Source organism: Mucilaginibacter agri (genome assembly GCF_009928685.1).
Taxonomy (GTDB): Bacteria; Bacteroidota; Bacteroidia; order Sphingobacteriales; family Sphingobacteriaceae; genus Mucilaginibacter; species Mucilaginibacter agri.
On record NZ_WWEO01000045.1, the window covers coordinates 25,174 to 49,768 of the forward strand.

16 protein-coding genes are annotated in these 24,595 nt (G+C 43.1%); 10 read left to right on the forward strand and 6 right to left on the reverse strand.

Features of this window, described 5'->3' with window-relative positions; translation table 11 throughout:
* From GSY63_RS20245 to GSY63_RS20270, 6 genes are all read left to right on the forward strand, one after another.
* On the forward strand, positions 1 to 357 hold the full coding sequence (locus GSY63_RS20245; RefSeq protein WP_166587678.1) for a GPW/gp25 family protein: 357 nt from the start codon (positions 1 to 3) through the stop codon (positions 355 to 357).
* Positions 358 to 2,769: a putative baseplate assembly protein gene (locus tag GSY63_RS20250; protein ID WP_166587679.1), complete on the forward strand. Its 2,412-nt coding sequence runs from the start codon at positions 358 to 360 to the stop codon at positions 2,767 to 2,769.
* 41 nt (positions 2,770 to 2,810) lie between these two features.
* A complete protein-coding gene (locus GSY63_RS20255) occupies positions 2,811 to 5,879 on the forward strand; it encodes a putative baseplate assembly protein (RefSeq protein ID WP_208094619.1) in 3,069 nt (1,022 codons plus the stop codon).
* Positions 5,879 to 8,227, forward strand: a complete 2,349-nt coding sequence (locus GSY63_RS20260) for a hypothetical protein (RefSeq protein WP_166587681.1) — start codon at positions 5,879 to 5,881, stop codon at positions 8,225 to 8,227. Before GSY63_RS20255 ends, GSY63_RS20260 begins: the two co-directional genes overlap by 1 nt.
* A 44-nt stretch (positions 8,228 to 8,271) precedes the next feature.
* On the forward strand, positions 8,272 to 11,010 hold the full coding sequence (locus tag GSY63_RS20265) for a DUF6519 domain-containing protein (RefSeq protein WP_166587682.1): 2,739 nt from the start codon (positions 8,272 to 8,274) through the stop codon (positions 11,008 to 11,010).
* Positions 11,011 to 11,072: 62 nt separating this feature from the next.
* Positions 11,073 to 13,199 carry a glycosyltransferase gene (locus GSY63_RS20270; protein WP_166587683.1) on the forward strand — a complete coding sequence of 709 codons (2,127 nt, stop codon included), beginning with the start codon at positions 11,073 to 11,075 and terminating at the stop codon, positions 13,197 to 13,199.
* Between the two features lie 129 nt (positions 13,200 to 13,328).
* Here the strand turns inward: GSY63_RS20270 and GSY63_RS20275 are convergent, their stop codons facing one another.
* Complete coding sequence (locus GSY63_RS20275) at positions 13,329 to 14,591, reverse strand: Hsp70 family protein (protein ID WP_166587684.1); 1,263 nt, start codon at positions 14,589 to 14,591, stop codon at positions 13,329 to 13,331.
* Between the two features lie 221 nt (positions 14,592 to 14,812).
* Here GSY63_RS20275 and GSY63_RS20280 point away from each other — a divergent pair, with 221 nt between their 5' ends.
* Positions 14,813 to 15,064 carry a hypothetical protein gene (locus tag GSY63_RS20280; protein WP_166587685.1) on the forward strand — a complete coding sequence of 84 codons (252 nt, stop codon included), beginning with the start codon at positions 14,813 to 14,815 and terminating at the stop codon, positions 15,062 to 15,064.
* Positions 15,065 to 15,109: 45 nt separating this feature from the next.
* Here the strand turns inward: GSY63_RS20280 and GSY63_RS20285 are convergent, their stop codons facing one another.
* Positions 15,110 to 15,970, reverse strand: a complete 861-nt coding sequence (locus GSY63_RS20285; protein ID WP_166587686.1) for an AraC family transcriptional regulator — start codon at positions 15,968 to 15,970, stop codon at positions 15,110 to 15,112.
* A gap of 124 nt (positions 15,971 to 16,094) precedes the next feature.
* Here GSY63_RS20285 and GSY63_RS20290 point away from each other — a divergent pair, with 124 nt between their 5' ends.
* Complete coding sequence (locus GSY63_RS20290) at positions 16,095 to 17,849, forward strand: IlvD/Edd family dehydratase (protein ID WP_166587687.1); 1,755 nt, start codon at positions 16,095 to 16,097, stop codon at positions 17,847 to 17,849.
* Between the two features lie 14 nt (positions 17,850 to 17,863).
* Positions 17,864 to 18,649, forward strand: coding sequence for an SDR family NAD(P)-dependent oxidoreductase (locus GSY63_RS20295; RefSeq protein ID WP_166587688.1), 786 nt, complete (start codon positions 17,864 to 17,866; stop codon positions 18,647 to 18,649).
* A 27-nt stretch (positions 18,650 to 18,676) separates the two neighbouring features.
* Here GSY63_RS20295 and GSY63_RS20300 read toward each other — a convergent pair whose 3' ends face one another.
* Genes GSY63_RS20300 through GSY63_RS20315 form a run of 4 tightly spaced genes read right to left on the reverse strand, consistent with a single transcriptional unit; the run spans position 18,677 to position 22,837 of the window.
* On the reverse strand, positions 18,677 to 19,477 hold the full coding sequence (locus tag GSY63_RS20300; protein ID WP_166587689.1) for an SDR family oxidoreductase: 801 nt from the start codon (positions 19,475 to 19,477) through the stop codon (positions 18,677 to 18,679).
* 49 nt (positions 19,478 to 19,526) lie between these two features.
* Positions 19,527 to 20,384 carry a fumarylacetoacetate hydrolase family protein gene (locus tag GSY63_RS20305; protein WP_166587690.1) on the reverse strand — a complete coding sequence of 286 codons (858 nt, stop codon included), beginning with the start codon at positions 20,382 to 20,384 and terminating at the stop codon, positions 19,527 to 19,529.
* A gap of 14 nt (positions 20,385 to 20,398) precedes the next feature.
* The gene (locus GSY63_RS20310; RefSeq protein WP_166587691.1) at positions 20,399 to 21,163 is read right to left on the reverse strand and encodes an SDR family NAD(P)-dependent oxidoreductase; all 765 of its coding nucleotides are present in this window, start codon (positions 21,161 to 21,163) and stop codon (positions 20,399 to 20,401) included.
* A 9-nt stretch (positions 21,164 to 21,172) separates the two neighbouring features.
* Positions 21,173 to 22,837 (reverse strand): UxaA family hydrolase, encoded by a 1,665-nt coding sequence (locus GSY63_RS20315; RefSeq protein WP_166587692.1) that lies wholly within the window; start codon positions 22,835 to 22,837, stop codon positions 21,173 to 21,175.
* Between the two features lie 485 nt (positions 22,838 to 23,322).
* Between GSY63_RS20315 and fucP the strand changes: the two genes are divergently transcribed.
* Positions 23,323 to 24,588, forward strand: coding sequence for an L-fucose:H+ symporter permease (fucP, locus tag GSY63_RS20320; RefSeq protein ID WP_166587693.1), 1,266 nt, complete (start codon positions 23,323 to 23,325; stop codon positions 24,586 to 24,588).
* Positions 24,589 to 24,595 lie beyond the last annotated feature (7 nt).

Below are 24,595 nucleotides of genomic sequence, written 5' to 3' on the forward strand. Positions count from 1 at the left end.
ATGAACATAAGGTTTCCTTTTCAATTTGATAATAAGGGGCGCACCGCGGTTGCCAACCAAGACCGCCATATCCGCGATATGATCGAGCAAATCTTGTTTACATCGCCGGGCGAACGGGTAAACCGCCCCAACTTTGGCAGCGGGTTAATGCAGTTGGTATTTGAACCCAACAGAGATGAGCTCGCTGCCACGGTGCAGTTTCTTGTACAGGGAGCATTACAACAATGGCTTGGCGATTTGATAATTGTCAACAACGTTGACGTTCAAAATCCGGATAGTTCATTGCAGGTTACGGTGATATATACCATCCGTGCATCGCAAGAAAAAAATGTAGCTGTGTTTGAAAAAGCAATTTAAATGACCACTCAAATTTTTTGTAAAAACAGCGACCGGGCTAAGAAAGTAAGGGAAAGCGGCACCATTAACGGCATAGATTACCTGGAAGTTGCCACCGTTAATCAGCAAACTTTAAAAATATACTTTCTGAGTAAACTACCGGGGCAACTTGGTGGCGTACCGGCCAACCCTGCGCTAACACAAAGCAATGTATTTATTGAGGGTGGTGTACGCATTAAAAATATCAATGTATTATCGGTAAGCACAAATAATAACGTGCTTACGGTAATGGTTGATAAAGCCGGCGACTTTTCGACCTATACCTTAAAAATTGGCAGTTCATCTACCAATAGCGACACGCCTCCCGATGGTTTTGATGTACAGTTATCCTCAATTGATTTTTCATTCAAAATTAATTGCCCCAACGAATTTGATTGTACCACGGAAACAGTGTGCGCACCTCCTGTTGCCGAAGCGCCCGAGATAAATTATCTGTCAAAAGACTATGGGAGCTTCATCAGGCTCATGCAGGATAGGCTTAGCACGCTATTGCCTGATTGGAAAGAAAGAAATGCAGCAGATTTACAGGTAGCTTTAATTGAACTGCTGGCTTACGTTGGCGACTATTTAAGCTATTATCAGGATGCCGTTGCCACAGAGGCTTACATGGAAACGGCAAGGCGCAGGGTTTCTTTGAAACGCCATGCCCGCCTGCTCGATTATTCGGTACATGATGGATGTAATGCAAGGGTATGGGTTCATGTTGAAATTGAAGAAAGCGGTAATGCCGAAAATATTAAGCTGGATGAAGGAACAGTGTTGCTAACCAACGATGTTTTAGGTAAGACCGCCATTACTGCCGACGAGCGGGATAAACTTATTAATGAGCAGGATGCAGTAGTATTTGAAACTATGCACAGTATTGTTTTACACAGCGCACATAACACCGTACCTTTTTACACCTGGGAAGATAATGATTGCTGTTTACCTAAAGGCAGCACCACTGCTACGTTGCTCAACGAGCCTGCGCTGTTTTTTGTAAAAGGCGACGTTTTGATCTTTGAAGAATTATACAGCCCGAAAACAGGCCTAAAGGCGGATGCTGATACAACTCATCGTCACGTGGTAAGGCTTAAAACGGTAACACCGGCAAACGATAAACTTACCGGCAAAGACGTATTGCAAATAGAATGGGATGAGCAGGATGCGCTTCCATTTTCACTATGTATTAGCAGTGATATCGAAAATGAGGATCAAGTCATTGACGTGCATGCTAAAAGTGTCGCGCATGGCAATGTTGTTTTGGCCGATCATGGTATGACGGTAAAGAAAAAGAGCCTGGTGCCGCCCAGCTATACCGACGATGCCAAATATTACCCACAGTTACCTGCAAAGAACATTACCGATGCGGTAACTTATAATTATGATCTTGAAAAATCAAACGCGGCATCTGTTTCAATCGCACAAGATCCGCATTTGGCACTTGCTTCTGTAAGCCTATCAAGCGAGCAGGAAACATGGTACGCGCAACATGACCTGCTAGGTAGCGACAGGTTTGCAACAGAATTTGTAGTAGAGACAGAGCAGGACGGCACTGCATATTTACGCTTTGGCGACGATATTTTGGGCAAAAAACCGGTGAGCGGCTTTAGCCCAGATGTAACCTATCGTACCGGCAACGGTTCCGCTGGGAATGTGGGTCAGGACACCATTAATAGTATCGAATGGAGTATTGGCGGCATCACAAGCGTTCGTAACCCTTTACCTGCCTCGGGAGGTGTTGACGGTGAAAGCATGGAGAAGATAAGGCTATACGCGCCGCAGGCTTTTCGTACGCAGGAAAGAGCCGTAACTGCTGACGATTATGTTGAGAAAACACAACTTCATCCTGAAGTACAGAAAGCTGCTGCTAAGTTTTACTGGACCGGCAGTTGGTATACGGTTTATATCATTATCGACAGAAAAGGCGGTGAGGATATAGATGATGCATTTAAAGAAGAAATTATTCAGCATCTGGAGCAATATCGAATGGCTGGTTATGACCTTGAAATAAAACAGCCTTTATTCATTTCGTTAGACATCATATTGAATGTTTGTGTGAAACCAGGGTATTTCCAGGCCAACGTCAAGCAAAAGCTAATAAGTGTTTTTAGCAGTCAGGACCTGGCAGATGGGAGCCGGGGCTTCTTTCATCCCGATAATTTTACGTTTGGTCAGCCGGTATACCTCAGTGCTATCTATCAAAAAGCTATGTCTGTAGAAGGTGTTGCTTCTGTAGAAATCAAAAAATTTAACCGTTGGGGTAAGAAAGCGAATAGCGAAATACAAGACGGCTTGTTGAATGTATCTGAACTAGAAATAATACGGGCAGACAGTTCTCCCGATTTTCCGGAGAATGGTAAAATTGACTTTATAATGTTGGGTGGTTTATGAGTCAGAGCAATAGTTTATGTAATTGTGGGTGCTGCGAGGGAGTGGGGGTTCTAACTCCCGAAGACACCACAAATTTTCCGGGTTTATCGGCACTTAAATACCGTGTAGGCAGGCATTACAGCTTTAAAGAGTCAATGCTGGCCTCCATTTCAACGTTCCCGGCACTGAGTAGCCTAACCGCAAGAAGCGACGATGATATGGCCATTGCCACCCTCGATTCGTGGGCTATGGTGCTTGATGTCCTAAGCTTTTACCAGGAACGGATTATAAATGAAGGTTATCTACGCACAGCGACAGAACGATTATCTGTTCTGGAATTAGCCAAACATATCAGTTACAGGCTTAAACCAGGTGCTGCTGCAAGTACTTTTTTTGCTTTTAGCATGAATGAGGCGCCGGGGGCGCCATTAACGGCTGTGATACCTGTTGGCACAAAAATTCAAAGTGTTCCGGAGCAAGGCCAACTACCGCAAACATTTGAAACTGTTGAACAAATAGAAGCGCATGTAGATTGGAATAGTATTAAACTGCAAACAAGAAAACGGTTTATCCCGGCGTTTGGCGACGATGAGATATATCTGGATGGAATAGTAACTGGTTTACAGCTGGGAGATGGTTTATTGATGATTGGTGATGAACGAGCAAACAACGTTGGGAATGAAAATTGGGATTTTAGAAAAGTAAAAGAATTATCCCCCGACAAAGATTTAAATATAACCAAGGTAACATTTGACAGGGGATTGGGCGTAACCATAAATGATAAAAAAGTAAATCCCGCTGCCAAGAACTTTAAAATATATGCGCTTAAACAAAAGGCGTCCTTGTTTGGGTACAATGCGCCCGATTTTAAAACACTTTCTGGCACTATCAAGAACCAATTTTTACCACCAGGTTTAACGGGTGACTATTTTAATGGTATAGCATTTGATCATTACGTATTTAGCCGGACTGATGGTAATATCAATTTTAATTGGGGGGCGGGTTCTCCGAATCCTGTTATTAATGCGGATAATTTTTCGGTAAGATGGACTGGCTTAATATTAGCGCCTGTTTCTGCTCCGATCACATTTTACACAACATCCGACGATGGTGTCAGGCTATGGGTTAATGATCAATCCGTGTTTCAAAGCTGGGTTGATCAAACAAATGGCGAAAACTCAGGCACAATTACGCTACAGGGAGGGCAGTTCTACAATTTCCGGCTCGAATATTACGAGCATGGGGGCAGCGCCGTAATTACGTTAGGATGGTCGTGGCCTGGGGTGGGCAGAACCATTATACCTGCGCAATATTTTAACGCAACCAATTATAACGACTGGCCAGGCTATAGTATAAGCGCTATTTCGCAAGAAGACTATGCGATATATCTGGATGCACTTTATCCCAAAATAGTTAAAGATAGCTGGCTAGTGATATCAACGGGCGCTTACCAGGAAGTGTATAACGTAGCCGATGTAAATGAATCTTCTCGTAAAGGCTTCACGCTTGCCCTAAAGACAACAAAAGTAAACCTGTTGGGAGAAAATCTGGTAGAGCAATTTGATACACATGTACGGGATGCCGTCGTTTACGCCCAAAGCGAAGAATTGCAAATAACCGAAATGCCGGTTGATGATGCCATTGTAGATTACCAAACTATTACGTTGACTAACTTAATGCCCGGCTTGTATGCTGGTCAAAATATAATTTTCACTGGTAAACGCATGCGTTTTCAGATCACTACAGCCACCGGTAAACCTTTATTTGAGGTGGAAAATAACCTCACCGCAACCCGCAACCTTTCGATAGACGATCAGCTGATCATATTGCAAAAGGCAGAAAGCATTTCACCAGCACTCGAAAGATGGACCCTGCAGGATAGTGGCGGGTTTGTTGGAACTATAGAGGTTAGCCCAAATACCTATACGCTGTTGCCGTCGTCTGCTACTGACGATGCAGTAAGCGAACTCCATATAATTAAATCTATCGTTCCGGGTGCAGACCCTACGACCATCATTCTTAATGAAAAGCTGGTAAATTTTTTTGATCCGGCTACCGTTGGCATCAATGCAAATATTGCAGCATCTACCCATGGCGAAACAAAAACTGAAACATTGGGCAGTGGCGACAGTTCAAAAGTGTTTCAAAAGTTTGCTCTAAAACAAAGCCCACTTACCTACGTGTCTGATGTAAGTGCATCGGGAGTAAAATCAACCTTACAGGTAAGGGTAAATGATATTTTGTGGAAAGAGGTGCCCTCTTTTTATGGTATACAACCCAAAGAAAAGGTTTTTATCACTTCCGTTGCAGATGATGGAACGGTTACCATAGAATTTGGCGATGGTATTACCGGGGCGCGTTTGCCTACAGGCACCGGCAACGTAGCTGCCACTTATCGGGTAGGCATTGGCTCAGGTGGCCTGTTAAAAGCCGGTCAGTTATCTATGCTGTTAACGCCTCAGCTTGGGGTTAATAAAGTTGCCAACCCTTTAGCTACATCCGGGGCAGCCGATCCGGAAACGCTGGATGATGCACGCGAAAATTCGCCAATTACAGTACTTACCCTCGATAGGATAGTTTCGGTAAAGGACTTTGAGAACTTTACCCGGGCGTTTGCCGGCATAGGTAAAGCACTTGCAGAAATGATTTGGAATGGCAATGAGCAGGAAGTGTATATTACAATTGCAGGCGCAGATACACAACCTGTTGACGAACTTTCAGATCTCTATAAAAATCTGGTGCTTGCTGTTCAGGCTTCCGGGCATAATTACACTACGGTAAGTATACATAGCTACAATCCAATTACTTTTTCTGTTGTAGCAGGCATAAAAACCGATGCCGACTACCTGTTTGATAAAGTAAAAGAGCAAGTTATACTAGCTCTTCAGCAAGCGTTTTCATTTGAATCGAGGGCTTTTGGGCAGGATGTAACGCTGGCCGAAGTGATGACGGTTATACAAAGTGTTAAAGGAGTTATATATGTAGATATAAATAGCCTCGATGGAGCAGATCCATTTTCGGCGTCGGGCAGCCAACGCATTGTATCTAATACGGCAACCTTGCAAAATGGATCTATTGTGTCGGCGCAATTGCTTACAATAAATGAAATAACCATAAACCAAATATTGTAGTGAAGTTTAACAAAGAGAATATTTACGAGTTACTCCCGTCTATTTATCGTATCCGGGATGCCGAACTAAATTATCCTTTAAAGGCGCTGATTGAAATAATTGCAGAACAGGCATCCGTAATGCAAGACAATATTGCTGGTTTGTACGACAACTGGTTTATTGAAACTTGCGAAGAATGGGTTGTGCCTTACATTGGCGATCTTTTAGGCGTTCAGAATTTTCATACCATAGCCGGTTCGCCTGTGAGTCCGCGAGCCTACATCGCCAATACGCTCAGGTATCGCCGACGAAAGGGTATTGCGCCTGTGCTCGAGCAGTTAGCTCAGGATACAACCGGGTTGCGGGCGCATGTAGTAGAGTTTTTTGAGCTATTGCAAACAAGTCAGTATCTAAATCACATCAGGCTTCAGCATCCTTTAACACCCGATTTAAGGAATATGCAACAGCTTGCTAACATCAACACTGCTTTTGATACCATCGCCCACACGGCCGATGTAAGGCATATTGCTTCGGGTAGGGGCGAATTTAACATCCCCAACATCGGGCTTTTTATATGGAGGATACAGGATTATCCACTAGCGCGTGTTGATGCATACAGAACAGTTTGCATACCCGATTCGCCACCTTCATCGCCGGTATCATCAGTAACTAATCTGTTTATTTTTAATCCCCTGGGTAACGATCTGAATCTGTTTAATAACCCGGTTACCAAAACAGAAATTACTTATATATCCACCGAGTTAAACGTTCCCGGTCTATTGCAACGTCGGGCGTTATATGATGAGTTGGAGGCCCGCCGGCAGGCGCTGGTTGATGGCACCGCGCTGGTATATGGTTACTTTAACAATCAGTTAGAGATAGAAGATGACCCTACCACCGCGAGGCATCCGGTATTTGAAATATTTGCCAACGGTGCCGATACCGCTGTACCACCAGAAGAAATTTTGATATGTAATCTGGCTAAATGTTGTACGCCACCGTCAAAACAATCCTACCCAAGGCTTAACAGTGACGGCACTTATACCTTGATAAACAAGAAGATCACAGTGGCTGTTGATCCGGTACTGGGACGCTTTATGTTTACAGACTCGTCTATCACGTCAGCCCTTGTAAATTATAGTTACGGTTTTAGTGGCGATGTTGGTGGAGGGCCATATAGCCGTCAGGACACTATACCGCTGATATTTCAAAAGAAGCAAGCTGCTGATAGTAAGGCAACAGTAACCTGGCAGGCCGGCGTAAGCAAGACAGAAACTGGCACAGGGATATTTGATACCATACAAAAGGCACTGGATGAATGGAATGGATTAAACGCAGGCGCAACAGGAATCATCGCCATAATGGACAGTCGCAGTTATTTCGAAGATCTCAACATTGTAATCAAAGAAAAAAGCAATCTGTTAATAATTGCAGCCGATTGGCCCCAGCGAATAGTAGATGATAGTTTACCGGGCGAAACGGAAAGGATTGACGGAGATATTATAGCAGACGACCTTAGGCCTCATATTGCCGGCGATATTAAAATTACGGGTGTAGTAAGTGGTGCTGACATAGAGCGCGACGATTGCGGCGAACTGACCTTAAACGGGCTATTGATAGATGGTAAAGTGTCGGTATTAAAAGGATGTTTGGGCGAGCTAGATCTGGTACATTGCACAGTAGTGCCTTATAAAAAAGGAGTCGAGATCATCGCTGGCGTTGTTGAAGAAGAATCGAACGAGTGGTTAAGTGTTAACATCACTAAATCTATATGCGGGTATGTGAACCTTAATAACACAAACGCGGTTTTATTATCCGCCCAGGATAGTATAATTGACAGCGATATCGGCACCGGGTTTTCGATAAGTGCAACTAATACAGCTATACAGCTAGTAAGAGTAACCGCCTTCGGAAAAACACTAGCCAAAACTATTGAAGCAGATGGTTGCATTTTTAACGATACCGTAACGGCGCAAAGAAGGCAAGCAGGTTGTATGCGGTTCTGTTATATCCCGATCAAAAATTCACAGACACCCCGTAAATATCATTGCCAGCCGGATCTCGAAATAAATACAGAAACCGATGAGCAGTCAACAACCACCACCTTATCAGATGCCGAAAAAAATGATATTATAACACAGGTGTCTGGTTGGTTGGTTCCTGCATTTACATCTGTTAATTACAAAGATTACGGCTATGGGCAATTGAGTAATAATTGTCCGGTTCAAATAACAGCCGGTGCCGATAATGGCTCTGAGATGGGTGTTTTTAATTTTCTACAACAGCCACAACGCCGGTCCAATCTTCAGATCGCGCTAAGCGAATATCTTCCGGTTAGTATGGAAGCAGGCGTGATATACGTTACCTGATTATCATTAATATTATTCTTTAAGTTCTTTTAAATAATGGATCTATGAAAGGTGATTTTTCAAAAGATACGTTTGATGCAAAAAAGCATTTTCACGATGTGCTTATGCAGCAGGGACGAGTGTTGCTCGATCAGGAATGGAATGAGCAGGCTGGCATTGAAACGCACCGCACCGAAACTGGTGTAAAAGATATAGTTGGCGATAGTGGCGCGCCTGTAGACAATGCAGGCTTTGAAATTATACCTGTTATGATGGGCGGGAGCCCGCCAGCACCAGGCAAAGATCTGCAAATTTCAAAGGGCAGATTTTATGTTGATGGTATTTTATGTGAGAATGAAAATGATATACTATTTTCTGCACAACCCGATTATGCTTCCACGCCATTGCCAACAGTGGTGGGCACGTATATTTTTTACCTCGATGTTTGGCTCAGGCATATTACAGCGTTAGAAGATGCCAGTATACGCGAGGTAGCCCTTGGCGGCCCCGATACTACTACACGTACAAAAACAGTTTGGCAGGTAAAATATGTTGTTGCCAGTAGCGCTACTACATGTGCCGCAGGTTTACCTTCAGCGGTAACCGATCCATCAACAGGTACGATGAACGCCAGGTCTGAAATAAGTACATCAACCGACGATCCCTGCGTCCTGGTAACCAGTGGAGGATATACCAGGCTCGAAAATCAACTCTATAGAGTCGAAATCCATACCGCAGGGGCAAATAGAGCACACAGTACATTTAAATGGTCGAGAGATAATGGCTCGGTAATAGTTAAATGGGAAAAGCAGGATGCCGCTAATAAAAACAATCTCACAGCAAGCAGCGCTGGCAGAGATGACCTTTTGGGATTTAAAACCGGAAACTGGATAGAGCTTATTAACGATGATAATGATTTGTTGGGTACTCCCGGTATATTGGTGCAGCTTTTAACGGTAAACGGTAACGTACTAACAATTGATCCGGCTACGATAAAAGACCCCCAAAACCCGGGGGCTGTTGCTGTAACTATTAATCCGGCAAAAAATCCGCGTATACGCCGTTGGGATTCTCTGGGAGATATTAAACTCAACACGGCCAACAGTACCTGGCTTGAGTTGGAAGATGGTGTTGAAGTAAACTTTGTAGAAGGCAGCTACAAAACAGGCGATTATTGGTTGATACCCGCCCGCACAGCAACTGCAGATGTTGAATGGCCTTTTACCACCGCCCAGCCGCCAAATGGTGTAAAGCATCACTATGCACAATTAGCCATTGCAAATTTAACCGCCCCGGGAGGTATACTTAGCTGGGCTCAGCCAAGCGATTGTCGTCATCTGTTCCCTCCGTTAACAGAACTAACCTCGTTATACTATGCAGGTGGAGACGGGCAGGAAGCCATGCCAGGCAATGCGTTGCCTAATACTTTAAAGGTTGGCGTTGCAAATGGCCGACTGGCAGTAAGCGGGGCAAATGTTAAGTTTGAAATACTTACCGGTGGTGGCACTTTAAGCCCGGCAAACGGCTTAGTTTCAACAGGGCCTAACGGTATTGCCGAGTGTGGCTGGACACTGGGTGCCAACACGCCCGATCTTAAATTACAGGTTAAAGCAAGCCTGCTTGACACAGCCGGAAATATTATTGCCGATGACTTACCCGTAATATTTAATGCCACATTTAGCATCGCCGAAAACATTGCTTATCAAAGCCAGTGCAGTAACTGGGTCTTACCGGCACCAACAACCGTAGCACAAGCAATTGATCAGCTTTGCGAAAGAAAAAATCAAGGTGGTGATAAATGCTGCAGCATTGCAATAGGGCCCGACGGCGAATACAAAACATTGGCCGAGGCGTTAGCCGCGTTGCTAAAGCTTGAACAGCTCGACGTGAGTTTATGTTTTTTGCCTGGTAACCATGTTATCGACAAGGACATCGACCTGTCTAAAATTGAAACCAGGTTCCGCACACTTCATATCACGGGGGTTGCCGCTTATATAACCATGACGGCGCAAAAACTCGAGTTGTTGGCGGACAAAATAGTACTGGAAGGGTTTTCTGTGTTTACCAATGAAGCAGCAAATTTAAATACAGACCCTCAAGTGGTTTTGGTGGCAGGCATTGTAATAATTGATTATTGTGCTTTTATACGAGCGGGAGCCTCATCTATACCCTTTGTTTACATTACCGCAAATAAGCCTGGCTCGGTAGCTTATTTAACCAATAGCAGCTTTGTCGGATTTTATAGCCTCGTATTTGCTAACGGCGTACAAGGAGTAATTGAAAAAAACGTAATTACAATCCTGGTACTTCAAAATGCAAACCTCAATGATTTTAAACCAATTCCGCTGGGATGGAATGACGATACGAAGAGGCAAATGCTTACCAACCTTTCCCAGCAGCAAGGCCAGTTTGTTAATTTAACTAATTGGGTACTCGCTATCCGCGGCAATAGGGTAGGTGCCATAATCACCGACGTAAACAGGCCGTTTCCGCAAGATATGTATCAGAGCATTTTTATATCAGAAAATGTTCTTCAGTTAGATAAGGGAGTGTTTATCAGTAATAGCTTCGTTGCGCAGCATCTTAGTATACTCAATAATCAATTTCTTACAATACCAACCGGTATTGGTGCCGTTGGTGCTGTGGCGGGTAATATCGCCACCGGAACCCTTGCCTTTGTCGTAGCTTATCAGGCTGTAATAATGGGGAATATGACGATATCTCAAGGCGCTATTATCGATGCACTTGTTATAAACGGTTTCTTGGGTGCGCAGTCCTTAAATTTAGTAGGTATAAAAGTTTAACCGTAACTGTCTGAATTTGTGCTTTTTTAATAATCTGATACTATAAACTATTTCAAGTGTCGATGGAAAATGTTGTTCTGCCATTAGTTTCATGTATTATGCCTACCAGCAATAGGCGATCGTTTGTACCGGATGCTATACGCTATTTTCTGCAGCAGGATTATAATAATAAAGAGCTGCTGATAGTGGACGACGGTGACGACAGTGTGGAAGATCTTATCCCGCCGCATGAACAGATAAGATATAAGCGAATCCAGAAAAAAATGACGCTTGGCGAAAAGCGGAATTATTGTATTCGCGAATCTAACGGCGATCTTATTATGCACTGGGACGATGACGATTGGATGGCTCCTTACCGTATAAGGTACCAGGTTAACGAATTATTGAAAAAAAACGCCGAAGTATGCGGCCTGCAGCAAATGCTGTTCAGGGAACTTACCACCGGCAAGTGTTGGTTGTATAAATACCCGCCGCACGCGCAGCCATGGTTGGCTGGAGGCTCACTGCTTTATACACGCAGTTTTTGGGCCAAATCGCCGTTCCCGGATATGCAGGTAGCTTCCGATACCCGCTTTATCTTTGCGCGTAAATTAACTTCATTTGTTGCGCTGGCCGATCACAATTTTTATGTGGCATCAGTTCATCACCATAACACAAGTTCTAAAAATACAGCCAGCAATTTATGGCACCCCGTTGATGAGTCGACAGTGAAAAAAATTATGGGCGAAGAGTGGGGTGTGCATATTGCCAATAATAAAAGGGCGCAAAAAGCAACCTCAAAACTGAACGGCAATAAAGGCAAAAATGGAACTCAAAATAATACTTCGGTTAAAAAAATAACCCGCGATAAAGTCTCTGTTTGCCTGCTATCCTATAAAAGACCGGGTAATATTCAGAAGATAATCGATAGCATTTATGCTTATCCATTTTTTGACGAAATTATTGTTTGGAACAACAACCCATCATACCAGCTTACGCTAAAAGGTTCTAAAGTGCGGGTGATCAATTCAACCGAGAATACGATGTGTTACGGACGATTTCTTTGCGCGGCAGAGGCAAAAAACAACGTGGTGTACTTTCAGGACGATGATGCCATTATCAATAATATACAGGAACTCTATGAAGCCTTTTTGCAGGATAGTTCGCGGATAGCGTATGGTTTATCTTCCCGTCACTTTGCGGTAAAAGAAATCTATGATTACCCCTCTACGCAAATCTCCTTTCTCGGCTGGGGGGCATTTATCCAAAAAGCGTGGATTAATGTGTTGGACGATTATCTGAAAGAGAATCCAACTGATTTTATATTTCTACGGGAAGCAGATAAGTTTTTTACACTTCTTTTAGGCAAACACAACAATGCCATCTTAGGCGATATAGAACTACTTGCAGACGATAGCACACATGGCATTGCGTTATACCTCGAAAAAGAGCATTGCTTGTATGTTGCGCTGGCAGTGAGGAGAGCCCTTGAGTATAATAGAATGCAGCTCCAATTTATTCCCGTTACCTGGAATATAGTAATATCATGTAGAAACTACGGTCGGTTTTTAGAGGAAGCGGTGAACTCGGTTCTCTATAACCATGCAGATTATATTATAACCATTGTAGATGATGCGTCAACAGATAATACTGCGGAAGTGTGTCGTAGACTGACAAACAGCTATCCCTTTATAAAGTATATAAGAAACGAACAACAAATGGGAGCGGGGCATTCGCGCAACAAGGGTATCGGGTTAACAGACAGTGTTTTTGTAATAATGCTGGATGCTGATGACAAATTAGGCCCGGAGTATCTATTTGAGGCAGAAAAAATGTTAAGAAAGGATGCCGACGTTGTTAATCCGGATGCGATACTATTTGGTAACATCGCCTCGCGGTGGCCCGTGCCCGAAACAGTATCGTTAGATATGCAGCTCGATAAAAATCACGTTCACTGTTGCTCGGCATTCAGGCGTAGTTACTGGGCCCAGGTTGGCGGGCTTGATGAAAAAATGCTTTGTTGGGAAGACTATGAGTTTTGGATACGTGTATCCGAGAATGGCGCCAGAATTAAAAAAATAGCAGGTAATCATTTTTATTACCGAAAGCATGGCGAAAGTAGATCGAGCGATCTACATGAGCAACGGGTTTCTCAAACCTACATTTATAAAAAACATGGTCATCTATTTCAAAATCAGCCTGTTGAATAGTTTATCTTTACAATAAGTTTAATAATATAAATAGCAAACCCCGACAATTCCGTTGGGGTTTGTTGCAATATATTCAATCAGGATTCCGATTTTCTTGGTGTTCTGTTAAATGCTTTGTCAAATCGAATTTTAAAATAGATAACCGCTGTAAGCTAAACCAATAGCAACGCTTTTGAAATTATCTCCCGAATTAAGATTAACGTGTGGAAACTTACTTTTAAAAAGCTTTTGAATGCTGCTCACCATTGAAGTACCACCGGTCAAAAATAAACTGTCTATGTTTTCAGCATCGATATTATTCTCAAGCATAAATTTATCAAGGTAATTAGCAATCCTGGCTACATCTTTAGCAATAATATCTTCATAAACTGACAAAGAGATATCTTCATCAATGTCGATGTCCATCTTATGATAGGTAAACGAAGTCGTATCAGCTTTTGAAAGTGAGATCTTCGTTTTTTCTATCGATTGAAAAACTGAATAACCTAAATTATTCTCGAGCAGCGTGATCAGGTTTTTAAATTGACGGTTGTTGCCCGAATAATAGTAGTAGTCGTCAATATCTTTTTTGATGCGTGGCACATTAAAGAAGTTCATTTGTTCCCACGAACAAATATTAGCGAAAAGGGATTTTGGTACTGTTAGTATTTTGCCCGGAGTGGCCTCATATTGGGTGTTTTTACCAAAATATGGCGTGCCCTTTTCCCACATAAAGGCAGAGTCGAAGCTATCCCCACCTACATAAATCCCACCACTCGCAATCATGTCGTTTTTTCTGTCTTTGCTACCCACTTTCACAGGGTCGAGCACTAAATAGGTAAAATCCGTAGTCCCTCCGCCCAAATCGGCTACTAACACATTTTCCTTTTTTACGAGCTTTTTTTCATAGGCAAAAGCTGCTCCGATAGGCTCAAATTGAAAGCGTACTTCCTCAAATCCGGCAATTTCTGCTGCCTTACTCAGTCGGGTTTGTGCCAGCGTATCTTTTTTAACATCATCGTCGTCAAAAAAAACGGGGCGGCCAATTACGGCCTTGCGGCAATCAACCTCCATTAATTTATCTGCCCGCTCTTTAAGCTCCTTCAAAATAATAGCCACAAGATCGTGAGCAGTGTATCGTTTGTTATGGATACGGGTTTCCGTAAAGCTGCTTCTTGATAATATTTGCTTTATCGATTTAATAAAACGTCCTCTCATATTATCATTTAAGTATGCTGCAATTGCTTCTTCGCCAACCACATAGTTTTTTTCATTTACTGCGCTAAACTCATGATAGAAGTAAATGAGCGAAGGAATAATTATTGTACTTGTTATTTCTTTCGATTCTTCATCATAAACGGCCAAAGCCGAGTTGGTTGTGCCAAAATCAATTCCGTACAATAACTTCTTCATAAAGCGTAATTAAATAATGAAAATTTGAAGGGCGGCGAAAGTATTAAAAATAACTTACTATTCAAATAATTGATTTAAAGGAATATAAAAGCGTGCTTAATGCAAATGGGGTAGTGTGTATCGTATTAGATTAATCAAATTATAGTGCTGGATACAAGGTATATATTCGGCATAACGAAATTTGATTATAGCGATTGTAGTCCTTAGATTATCTTTGCCGCATGACTAATAATTTCAAAATCCAGCTGGATGATGCCGAATTTGAGTTTTATACGATGCAGATCAGAAAGCTTTTGAATTTTCAGGTTTATGTGATGGCGGAAGGGGTGAAGCATCGTTTCCACATGCAGCTTTCTGGCGATACATTTGTAATCACTGATCCGACCCGTTGCCCTCAACAATACAGGCACTTAGAAAGCACTATGAGCGATGCTATTTTAAAACTAGGTCAAAACGATAATTTACCGTTATAAGCAAAGGCTCATAAGTCTTGTACATGGTCATGGTATTCGGTTTGGTTAATACTCCTTACGATAGACAAAAGGTGTTTTGCCAATGAGTAGCTTAAATTGCCTGTTGAAATAAGATAGATTGCTAAATCCGCATTCATAGCAAACAGCCGAAATACTTGTTTTTTTTTCCGCGAGCAACATGCTGGCATGTGTTATGCGTACCTGGTTTGTAAATTGGGAGAGTGTCTTTTTGGTACGCCTTTTAAAATAACGACAAAATGCGGCTTCATTCATGCACACCAGGTTTGCAGCGTGTTGGGTGTCTACATCCCCCTTGAAGTTTTGTAATACATATTGATAAACCGTGTCGAGTTTGTCTGTTTTATTATCTATGGATTGTTCTCGTATATAGTTTTCAGAACCTATTAACGACAAATCTTTCGGCCCGAGAGACGATAGGTTTTCGAGTAACTGCAATAAACTAACAAGTGCTTTTAACCCATTTTGATTAACAAGATCGGTAAGAATCTTTTGTTGTTCGGGTGATGGTTGATTTATTTTAATACCCCGATCGGCGTTTTTTAGTAATGCTTTTACTGCTTTAAATTCCGGCTTTAAGTAAAAATCATGCCCCAGAAAATCCTCATTAAACTGGACGATAATAGAATGCCCCAATTCACCGGAATCAATAAACGATTTTTCGTTAACGAAATAATGTGGAAACCCTATGCCAAATAAATAGATGTCGCCCGTATTAAAATTCAGCAAACGATCAGCACCATAAAACTTACCCCGCCCGTTTACAATGAAGGCTAATTCGTACGCATGGTGAAAATGAAATGGCGCCGCAAATTGCGGGGCTATTTCCTCCTTCACCATAATGCTCGAGTTGTCCGGGGTATTTATCTCCCGTAATATCTTCTTCAAATTCAAATATATAACAGCATACCAAATGTAAATATTGTATCAGAAAAAGCAAATTGCGTGTTTTTTTACACCCTTTAATGGGCATATTTTTGGTTGCCAATTATCCGCAACACCAAAATAGATTATGGATTTAACCGAAATAATACCAGACGGGCATACTATATCCGAGCCTAAAAAACTACGAAGCCAGGAATGGTTTGGAAGGAAGGGTAAAGATGGGTTTATCTATCGTGCCTGGATGAAAAATCAGGGCATCCCAGCACATCAATTGCAAGGTAAGCCGGTTATCGGTATTTGCAATACCTGGAGCGAGTTAACCCCCTGTAACGCTCATTTCAGAGAACTTGCACAATCGATAAAGAATGGCATTTACGAAGCAGGCGGTTATCCGGTCGAATTTCCCGTTATGTCTTTGGGGGAGACCCTGATGAAGCCAACAGCTATGTTGTACCGCAACCTCGTAAGCATGGATGTTGAGGAATCGATCCGTGCAAACCCTTTGGATGGTGTCGTTTTACTATGTGGGTGCGATAAAACAACGCCCGCATTGGTTATGGGAGCTTGCAGCGTTGATATCCCTACAATCGTAGTGTCCGGTGGCCCGATGCTTACCGGTAAATATCAAGGCAGGGATATAGGCACTTCAGATATCTGGCGTTTCTTTGCCGATCAGCAAAGCGGCAAGATGACCGAGGAAGAGATGTTTGCTGCAGAGGCTTGCATGGCACGTAGCCAGGGGCATTGCGCCGTTATGGGCACTGCTTCATCTATGGCTTGCATGGTGGAGTCGCTTGGTTTATCGCTTCCGCAAAATGCAGCCATACCGGCGGCAGATTCGCGTCGTAAAGCATTGGCGCATCTATCTGGCAGCAGGATTGTAGAGATGGTAAGGGAAGATCTCAAAATGTCGGACATATTAACCCGCGAGGCTTTCGAAAACGCCATAATGGTAAACGCTGCAATTGGCGGCTCCACCAATTTTATTATTCATTTGCTAGCGATTGCCGGCCGGATGGAAGTTGATTTAACCATAAACGATTTCAATACGAAAGCTTTGAAAATACCGCTGCTCGCGAACTTGCAGCCCTCCGGGAAGTATTTTATGGAAGATTTTTTTTACGCAGGTGGCTTACCTGCTTTGATGAAAGCTCTGCAAGAGAAATTACACCAGGAAGCAATTACCGTAAGCGGAAAGCCCATATCACAAAACTATGAGGATGCGGAGTGCTTTAATACGGAAGTAATTGGTACGCTAGATAGTCCGTTCAATCCTGTTGCAGGAATATCTGTTTTAAAAGGTAATTTGTGCGAAAATGGAGCCGTCATAAAACCGTCGGCCGCCAGCCCGCATTTGATGCAGCACACGGGGCGCGCGGTAGTTTTCGAAAGTATTGAAGATTTTAATCACCGTATTAATGATCCCGGGCTCGATGTAGATAAAGATTGCGTGCTGGTATTAAAAAATGTTGGCCCAAAAGGCTATCCGGGTATGCCCGAAGTAGGGAATATGCTGGTACCTAAAAAGGTTATGGACACAGGTGTTACCGATATGGTACGTATATCCGACGGGCGCATGAGCGGCACTGGATTTGGAACCGTGATTTTACACGTTTCGCCGGAAGCGGCCGTTGGCGGCACGTTGGCAATTGTACAGGATGGCGATGTGATTACATTAGACGTACCCGTTGGTTCGCTAAACATTGCGATAAGTGACGAAGAAATAGCCTCAAGAAAAGAGCAATTATCGAGTACAACAAAGGTGGCAGAACGCGGTTATACCCGCATGTATCAAACACATGTTGAACAAGCCCATCTTGGTGCCGATCTTGACTTTTTAAAAGGAGGTTCTGGCAGTAAGGTATTAAGGGATTCTCACTAAAAATATAAATAGGAATGCAAGATATACAAGCACGAGATTTTAACGGACAAGTAGCTATTGTAACGGGGGCGGGGCAGGGCATTGGTTTTGAAATTGCAAAAGAGCTATGTATTCGGGGAGCAGACGTATTGATTAACGACGTAGACGACACATTGCTATTAAACGCCGTTACAGCTATCCGGGCATTGGGGGGCAATTGCATGGCGCTAAACGGCGATGCATCAGACCTTGATTTTATTCAGCAAATGGTTGATACTGCGGTAGCGCAATTTGGCAAACTCACTATCGCAATAGCGAATGCAGGTATAACACTTTTCGGAAGTTTTTTAGATTATCCTGTTGAGTCGTTACAAAAAGTAATGAATTTGAACTTGCAAGGAAGCTTCTATCTGGCGCAACGCACCGCCCGGCAAATTATTAAACAGCAAAGTGGCGGAAGCATTCTGTTCATGTCATCAGCCACCGGGCACCAAGCGCATCCGGATCTTGCAGCATACGGAATGACCAAAGCCGGCTTAGAGATGCTGGCCAAAAGCCTGGTGGTAGAATTATCCGAATTCAAAATCTCCGTTAATACAATTGCACCTGGCGCTACTTTAACCGAGCGTACTATGGAAGATAGCAGTTACAATGACACCTGGTCGGAACTAACACCCATGGGTAGGCCGTCCGTAGTAGCAGATATTGCAAATGCAGCCTTATTTATGGTCTCACCCCGGTCGCAACAAATCACCGGACAAAATATCGTTATCGATGGCGGTTGGACTTCGGTAAGTCCGTCGCCTAAACGAAAGGACTAAACTGACCCCTCCTGTTTCAGAGGCTATCTAAGATTCTTTCCTAGTGTTATCCAATGCCCTGTCCAAATGTACATAGCCACCGTCTACAAAAATAATTTGACCGGTGGTGTGACTGGATACAGGTGAAAGCAGGAACACTACTGTGTTGGCAATTTCCTCGGCCGTAGTCATCCGCTGGCCCAGCGGAATGTTTTTTTGTATGTCGGCAAGTTTTTCTTCCTTGTTTTCAAAAGTATCTATCCATCTTTCGTAAAGCGGGGTCCAGCACTCGGCCACAGACACTGCGTTCACGCGTATATTCCAGGGTAAAAGCTCAACAGCCCACTCGCGGGTTAAAGTATTACGCGCTCCGTTAGAGGCCGCATAACCAGAAGTGCCGCCTTGCCCGGTTTCTCCTACTTTTGATGTGATGTTAACGATAGCACCCTGCGTTTTTTTCAACTCGGGTAAAGCATAATGGGCCATCAAATAATAGTGTATCACATTTTTGTGTAGCGAGCGCATAAACTTCTCGTAATTGCCAGATTCTAAGCCCACACCATCATTTTCGCCGGCATTATTTATCAATCCGTCAATACGCCCAAATTGGGCTATAACTTTTTGTACAGCTGATTCACATTGAAGCGGGTCGGTTAAGTCAGCCGGTATTTGAAACGCTTGTCCGCCAAGGGCTTCTACCTCTGCCATTGTCTCTTTGTTGGTAGCCTCCGTTCTGCTTACAATTACCGGTATGGCTCCTTCGTTAGCAAGCAACATCACAATGCCTTTACCAATACCTTGCGCACCACCGGTTACAATAATTACCTTCCCCTCAATGTTTAAATTCATATAGCCTTGAACTTTATTTAGTTATACACTTTTGCTTCACAGTAGTGAACTATTTTTTAGAATAGGCCCGTAAGTTTTGTTTTGCCGTACCAAGTCCGTCAATTCCCAATTCAACCACGTCGCCGGGCTTTAGGTACATTGGTGGGTTCATGCCCAGCCCAACACCTGCTGGTGTACCCGTGGATATGATATCGCCTGGCAATAAAGTCATGAATTTGCTCACATAAGCCACCAGGAACGGTACGTTAAAAATAAAGTCTGATGTATTACCATCCTGAACCATTTTGCCATTAAGTGAGAGCCAAAGGCGCAGGTTGTGTACATCTCTTATTTCATCTTTAGTAACCATCCAGGGGCCTACCGGTGCAAAAGTATCGCAACCTTTACCTTTATCCCAGGTTCCGTTTCTTTCTAACTGAAATTCCCGTTCCGAAACGTCGTTGTGTAAGCAATAACCGGCTACATATTCCATAGCTTCTGCCTCATCTACATAAGATGCTTCCTTACCAATAACTATGGCCAATTCAACTTCCCAATCTGTTTTTACCGAGTCTTTCGGAATCACGATATCATCAAACGGACCGGTCAGCGCCGTAGTTGATTTAAAAAACACTACTGGTTCTGGTGGCAACGGTGCGCCGGTTTCCTCGGCATGAAGTTTATAATTAAGGCCGATACACACAATTTTTGACGGTCGCGCTATCGGGCAACCAATGCGTTCGTCAGCGTTTATTTCTTTTAAATTATCTTTATTCTCGTCAACAAAGTTCTGCAAACGCGATAATCCGTCAGTTTCAAAAAACTGCTCGTTATAATCTTCGCCAAAAGCAGATGTATCGTAATTTACACCATCTATGTTAATACCGGTTTTTTCGGCTTTCGGCTGGCCGTATCTTATAAGTTTCATTTTATAGGTATGTGTTAGTTGTTAAGTTTAATAAAGCCACCATCAATAGGGTAATCATTGCCTGTAATAAATGAAGCTTCATCAGAGCATAAGTACAACGCGAGATGCGCTACCTCTTCTGGGCTGCCCATTCTACCTATGGGTTGGCTTTTTGATAGTTTTTCAAAGATCTCGGTTTCTTGGCCGGGATAGTTTTTTGCTATGAATCCATCTACAAATGGTGTATGTATCCGTGCGGGCGAAATTGTATTGCTGCGGATGTTATCATCCATATAATCTTTGGCTACAGACATGCTCATGGCATATATGGCGCCCTTGCTTGTGGAGTAGGCAAACCTGTCTTTAATGCCAACGGTAGAGGCGATGGATGCCATGCTAAGAATAGCACCTCCTCCATTGGCTTTCATCAACGGTATTACAGCATAAAGCATATTGTAAGCACCTTTAACATTTACGTTGTAAATTCTGTCAAAATCAGCCTCCTCAGTATGCTCGAGGTTACCAACATGCGCAATGCCTGCGTTGTTGATTAGTATATTAACCACGCCGATGTTTCGGATTAACTCCAATACTTCTTGCTGATCAGTTACATCCACTTTATACGCAAACGCTGCGCCTCCTTTATCGGTGATTTCTGCCGCGGTTTGCTTAGCTGCATCAAGGTTGAGGTCCAAGATATGGACAAGCGCCGATTGGCTGGCAAACAGAATTGCGATGGCCTTGCCTATGCCGCTGCCTCCGCCCGTTATTACAACCGATTTGTTAGTTAGATTGAACATTTTAAATTGTTATAATGAAACACCTCTTTTCCATGGAATAAAGTCGTCTTGCCCAAGCTTAACCGCCTTGGGAATTTTAACCCCGCTAGCCACGTCTATCACATAATCCAGTATCCGGATAACGGTGGCAGGAATGGTTTCAATTCCTTCGATGATGCTACCGCAGTTGATATCAATAATATCGGGCATGCGATTATATAAAGCCGTATTGGTTGATAATTTAATTACCGGCGTAATGGGATTACCGGTAGGGGTGCCCAGGCCGGTAGTAAACAAAACAATATTGGCACCCGAGCCCACTTCGGCGGTGGTGCTTTCTACATCGCTGCCAGGTGTGCAAAGTAAATTTAACCCTGGCTTAGTTACTTTTTCGGGATAATCCAAAACTGCTGTTACGGCGGATGTACCGCCTTTTTTTGCAGCCCCGGCCGATTTAATAGCGTCGGTTATTAAACCGTCTTTAATGTTCCCCGGTGATGGGTTGGCGTAAAAGCCCGAACCATCGGCTTCGGCACGCGCGTTATAGGTGCGCATCAGGTTCATAAAACGCTGTGCAGTTGGCTCATCTACGCATCTATCGCTCAAGTCTTGTTCAACCCCACACAATTCCGGAAATTCTGCCAGGATAACACTCCCGCCCAATGCAACCAGGATATCAGATAGATAACCTAGAGCGGGGTTTGCGGAAATCCCCGAAAAGCCATCAGAACCGCCGCACTCTAAGCCTATACATAGTTTAGATAAGGGGGCGGGTTTGCGTTCTGCCTGGTTTGCTTCAATTAATCCTGCAAAGGTTTGTTTTAAGGCTTCATGCATTAATATTTGCTCGGTACCTAGCTTTTGTTGCTCAAGCAAAACCAGTGGTTTACTAAAATTGGGATCACGTTTTTTGATTTCATCCTGTAAAATAGCCGCCTGCGCATGCTGGCAGCCTAAACTCAGTACGGTAGCGCCGGCAACATTTGGGTGGGTAATGTAACCGGCCAACAAGCCACAAAGGGCGTCGGAGTCAATCCGTGTACCGCCGCAACCCATATCGTGGTTAATAAACTTAATGCCGTCGATGTTAGGAAATAATTTATTGGCGGTATTGTTCTCAGGAGTGGTTAGCAAATCGGCTTCAAGAATTTCTTTAACTGACTTGCCCGTTTGGTACATATCTACCAAACTGCTTACCTCATTTTGATATCCACGAGGGGTGGCGAAACCAAGTTTCTCGTTTAATGCTTCCTTTAAAGTATTAATGTTGCGGTTCTCGCAAAAAACCAGGGGAATAACCAGCCAATAGTTGGCCGTGCCCACTGAGCCATCTTGGCGATAGTATCCTAAAAATGTTCGGTTTTTAAAAGATTCTGCCTCGCCGGGAATTGTCCAGGCTGTTTTGCGATTGCCTAAATGATAATCTGCAGCCGCATGCCTGATATTATCAACGGTAATAGCAGCTCCTTGTGGAATGGGCGCGCATGTTTTTCCTACCAACGTGCCATACATAAATATCTCTGCATTATTGGCTAATGCTTCGACGGTGAATTTATGCTTTGCGGCGACATCTGTAGCTAATGAAAACGTTTTTTCATTAAAATGTATTGGTGTACCCTTTTGTAAATCAGTCAAAGCCACTAATACGTTATCTTCCGGATGGATTTGAAGAAAGCCATTTTGAGTTGTTGACATGGTATCCTGGCGTGTTGTAATTTGGTTATAATTCCTGGCGGGTTAAGGTATTAATTTTTGCTGTATAAAATACATTTAACCCGAATGAAATATAAACGATAAGAGTTTGCAATAGGTATGTATTGCAGCCATTAAATTAGGTTTTTTCAACATATCATCGATATAGAGCGCCAAAAAAGACTTCTAAAACATGCCGTGTTAATAAAGCCTGTTTACACAAATTAATATCTTTTTATTAAAAAAGAACCTATATTGAGGCGTTGGCTTTTTGTTGTCTTTTAAAGCTAATACCAATTATAAACAGAGCATAAAGGCAGTTTTTTATAACAAACAAGGCTTCCCAATTGTACAGCATTGCTGCTTTTCGGGGTGATATTAATTGGCTGGGCCTGTGTTTGTGCATGTTGATGACCTGCACAGCAGTTTTGTTGATATGTGTAATGATGAAATGCGATATAACTTAACTGATAAAATTGACGATCAAAATGGCGCGAAATAAAAATCTGTTCCCATTCCTGTTAATTACCACTTTGTTCTTTTTATGGGGCTTTGCCCATAACCTCGATCCAATATTAATTCCGCACTTAAAGAAATCGTTTACGCTTACTACAGTGCAAGCAACATTGGTGGATTCGGCAGTGTTTATAGCCTACTTTTTTATGGCTTTGCCAGCGGGCTTCATTATGCGGAAGTTTGGTTATAAAATAGGCATCATTACCGGTCTTCTGTTGTTTGCCACAGGGTGTTATCTTTTTATTCCGGCAGCTAATACACAGCAATACAATTTCTTCCTGGTAGCCTTATTTATTATCGCATGCGGACTTACCACATTAGAAACCGCGGCCAATCCGTATGCAACAGCGCTCGGCGACCCGACGACCGGTACTCAAAGACTGAATTTTACACAGTCATTTAACGGACTGGCCGCGTTTCTTGCCCCAATTATCGGCGCGCGCGTAATACTTACCAAAGGCCATACCGATGCAGAACTTAATGCCATGACCGCTGCAAACAGGCAGTTGGCATTAGCTGCCGAAGCATCATCGGTAAAAACTCCTTATTTTATTTTAGGCAGCGTGCTGGTAATTATCGCCATCATATTTGCCTTAACCAAATTGCCCCGCATTCAACATACAGAAGGTCGCCCAGCTAGCAAAAGTTTATTTCACGCATTAGCGCATCGGCATTTGGCCTGGGGCGTTGCCGCCCAGTTTTTTTACGTAGGTGCACAGGTGTGCGTTTTTAGCTTGTTTATTTTATACGCCGGTAAATCTGCTGCCCTTAGCCAGGTGCAAGCCGCAGATTACCTGGGGCTATGTGGCCTGGCGTTTTTAATTGGGCGCTTTTTGGGTACCGGCATTATGCAATATATAGCGCCCCAAAGGTTATTGGCTAGTTATGCCGCAATAAATATTTTATTGTGTGTTGTAGCTATAACCGCCACCGGCATGATCACCATTTACGCAGTAATAGCCATTTGTTTCTTTATGTCGGTAATGTTTCCAACCATTTTTGCTTTAGGGATCAAAGATTTGCAGGGAGATACAGAATTTGGCAGCAGCTTAATAATTATGTCTATTGTGGGCGGCGCAATTGTGCCCCGTATTTTTGCTTACATCAGTGATGCTACAGGCAATATCCAATTAGGGTACGTTGTGCCCCTAGGCTGCTTTGTTATTATTACTTTGTTTGGTTTAACCGGCTGCAAAGTGGTTGCCAAGGATGTTGTAGAACCTGCCACAGTATTATAAATTTTAT

Coding starts and splice junctions, on each gene's coding strand:
- GSY63_RS20245 (WP_166587678.1), top strand. CDS start 1: ATGAACATAAGGTTTCCTTTTCAATTTGATAATAAGGGGCGCACCGCG.
- GSY63_RS20250 (WP_166587679.1), top strand. CDS start 358: ATGACCACTCAAATTTTTTGTAAAAACAGCGACCGGGCTAAGAAAGTA.
- GSY63_RS20265 (WP_166587682.1), top strand. CDS start 8,272: ATGAAAGGTGATTTTTCAAAAGATACGTTTGATGCAAAAAAGCATTTT.
- GSY63_RS20270 (WP_166587683.1), top strand. CDS start 11,073: ATGGAAAATGTTGTTCTGCCATTAGTTTCATGTATTATGCCTACCAGC.
- GSY63_RS20275 (WP_166587684.1), bottom strand. CDS start 14,591: ATGAAGAAGTTATTGTACGGAATTGATTTTGGCACAACCAACTCGGCT.
- GSY63_RS20280 (WP_166587685.1), top strand. CDS start 14,813: ATGACTAATAATTTCAAAATCCAGCTGGATGATGCCGAATTTGAGTTT.
- GSY63_RS20290 (WP_166587687.1), top strand. CDS start 16,095: ATGGATTTAACCGAAATAATACCAGACGGGCATACTATATCCGAGCCT.
- GSY63_RS20295 (WP_166587688.1), top strand. CDS start 17,864: ATGCAAGATATACAAGCACGAGATTTTAACGGACAAGTAGCTATTGTA.
- GSY63_RS20300 (WP_166587689.1), bottom strand. CDS start 19,477: ATGAATTTAAACATTGAGGGGAAGGTAATTATTGTAACCGGTGGTGCG.
- GSY63_RS20305 (WP_166587690.1), bottom strand. CDS start 20,384: ATGAAACTTATAAGATACGGCCAGCCGAAAGCCGAAAAAACCGGTATT.
- GSY63_RS20310 (WP_166587691.1), bottom strand. CDS start 21,163: ATGTTCAATCTAACTAACAAATCGGTTGTAATAACGGGCGGAGGCAGC.
- GSY63_RS20315 (WP_166587692.1), bottom strand. CDS start 22,837: ATGTCAACAACTCAAAATGGCTTTCTTCAAATCCATCCGGAAGATAAC.
- fucP (WP_166587693.1), top strand. CDS start 23,323: ATGGCGCGAAATAAAAATCTGTTCCCATTCCTGTTAATTACCACTTTG.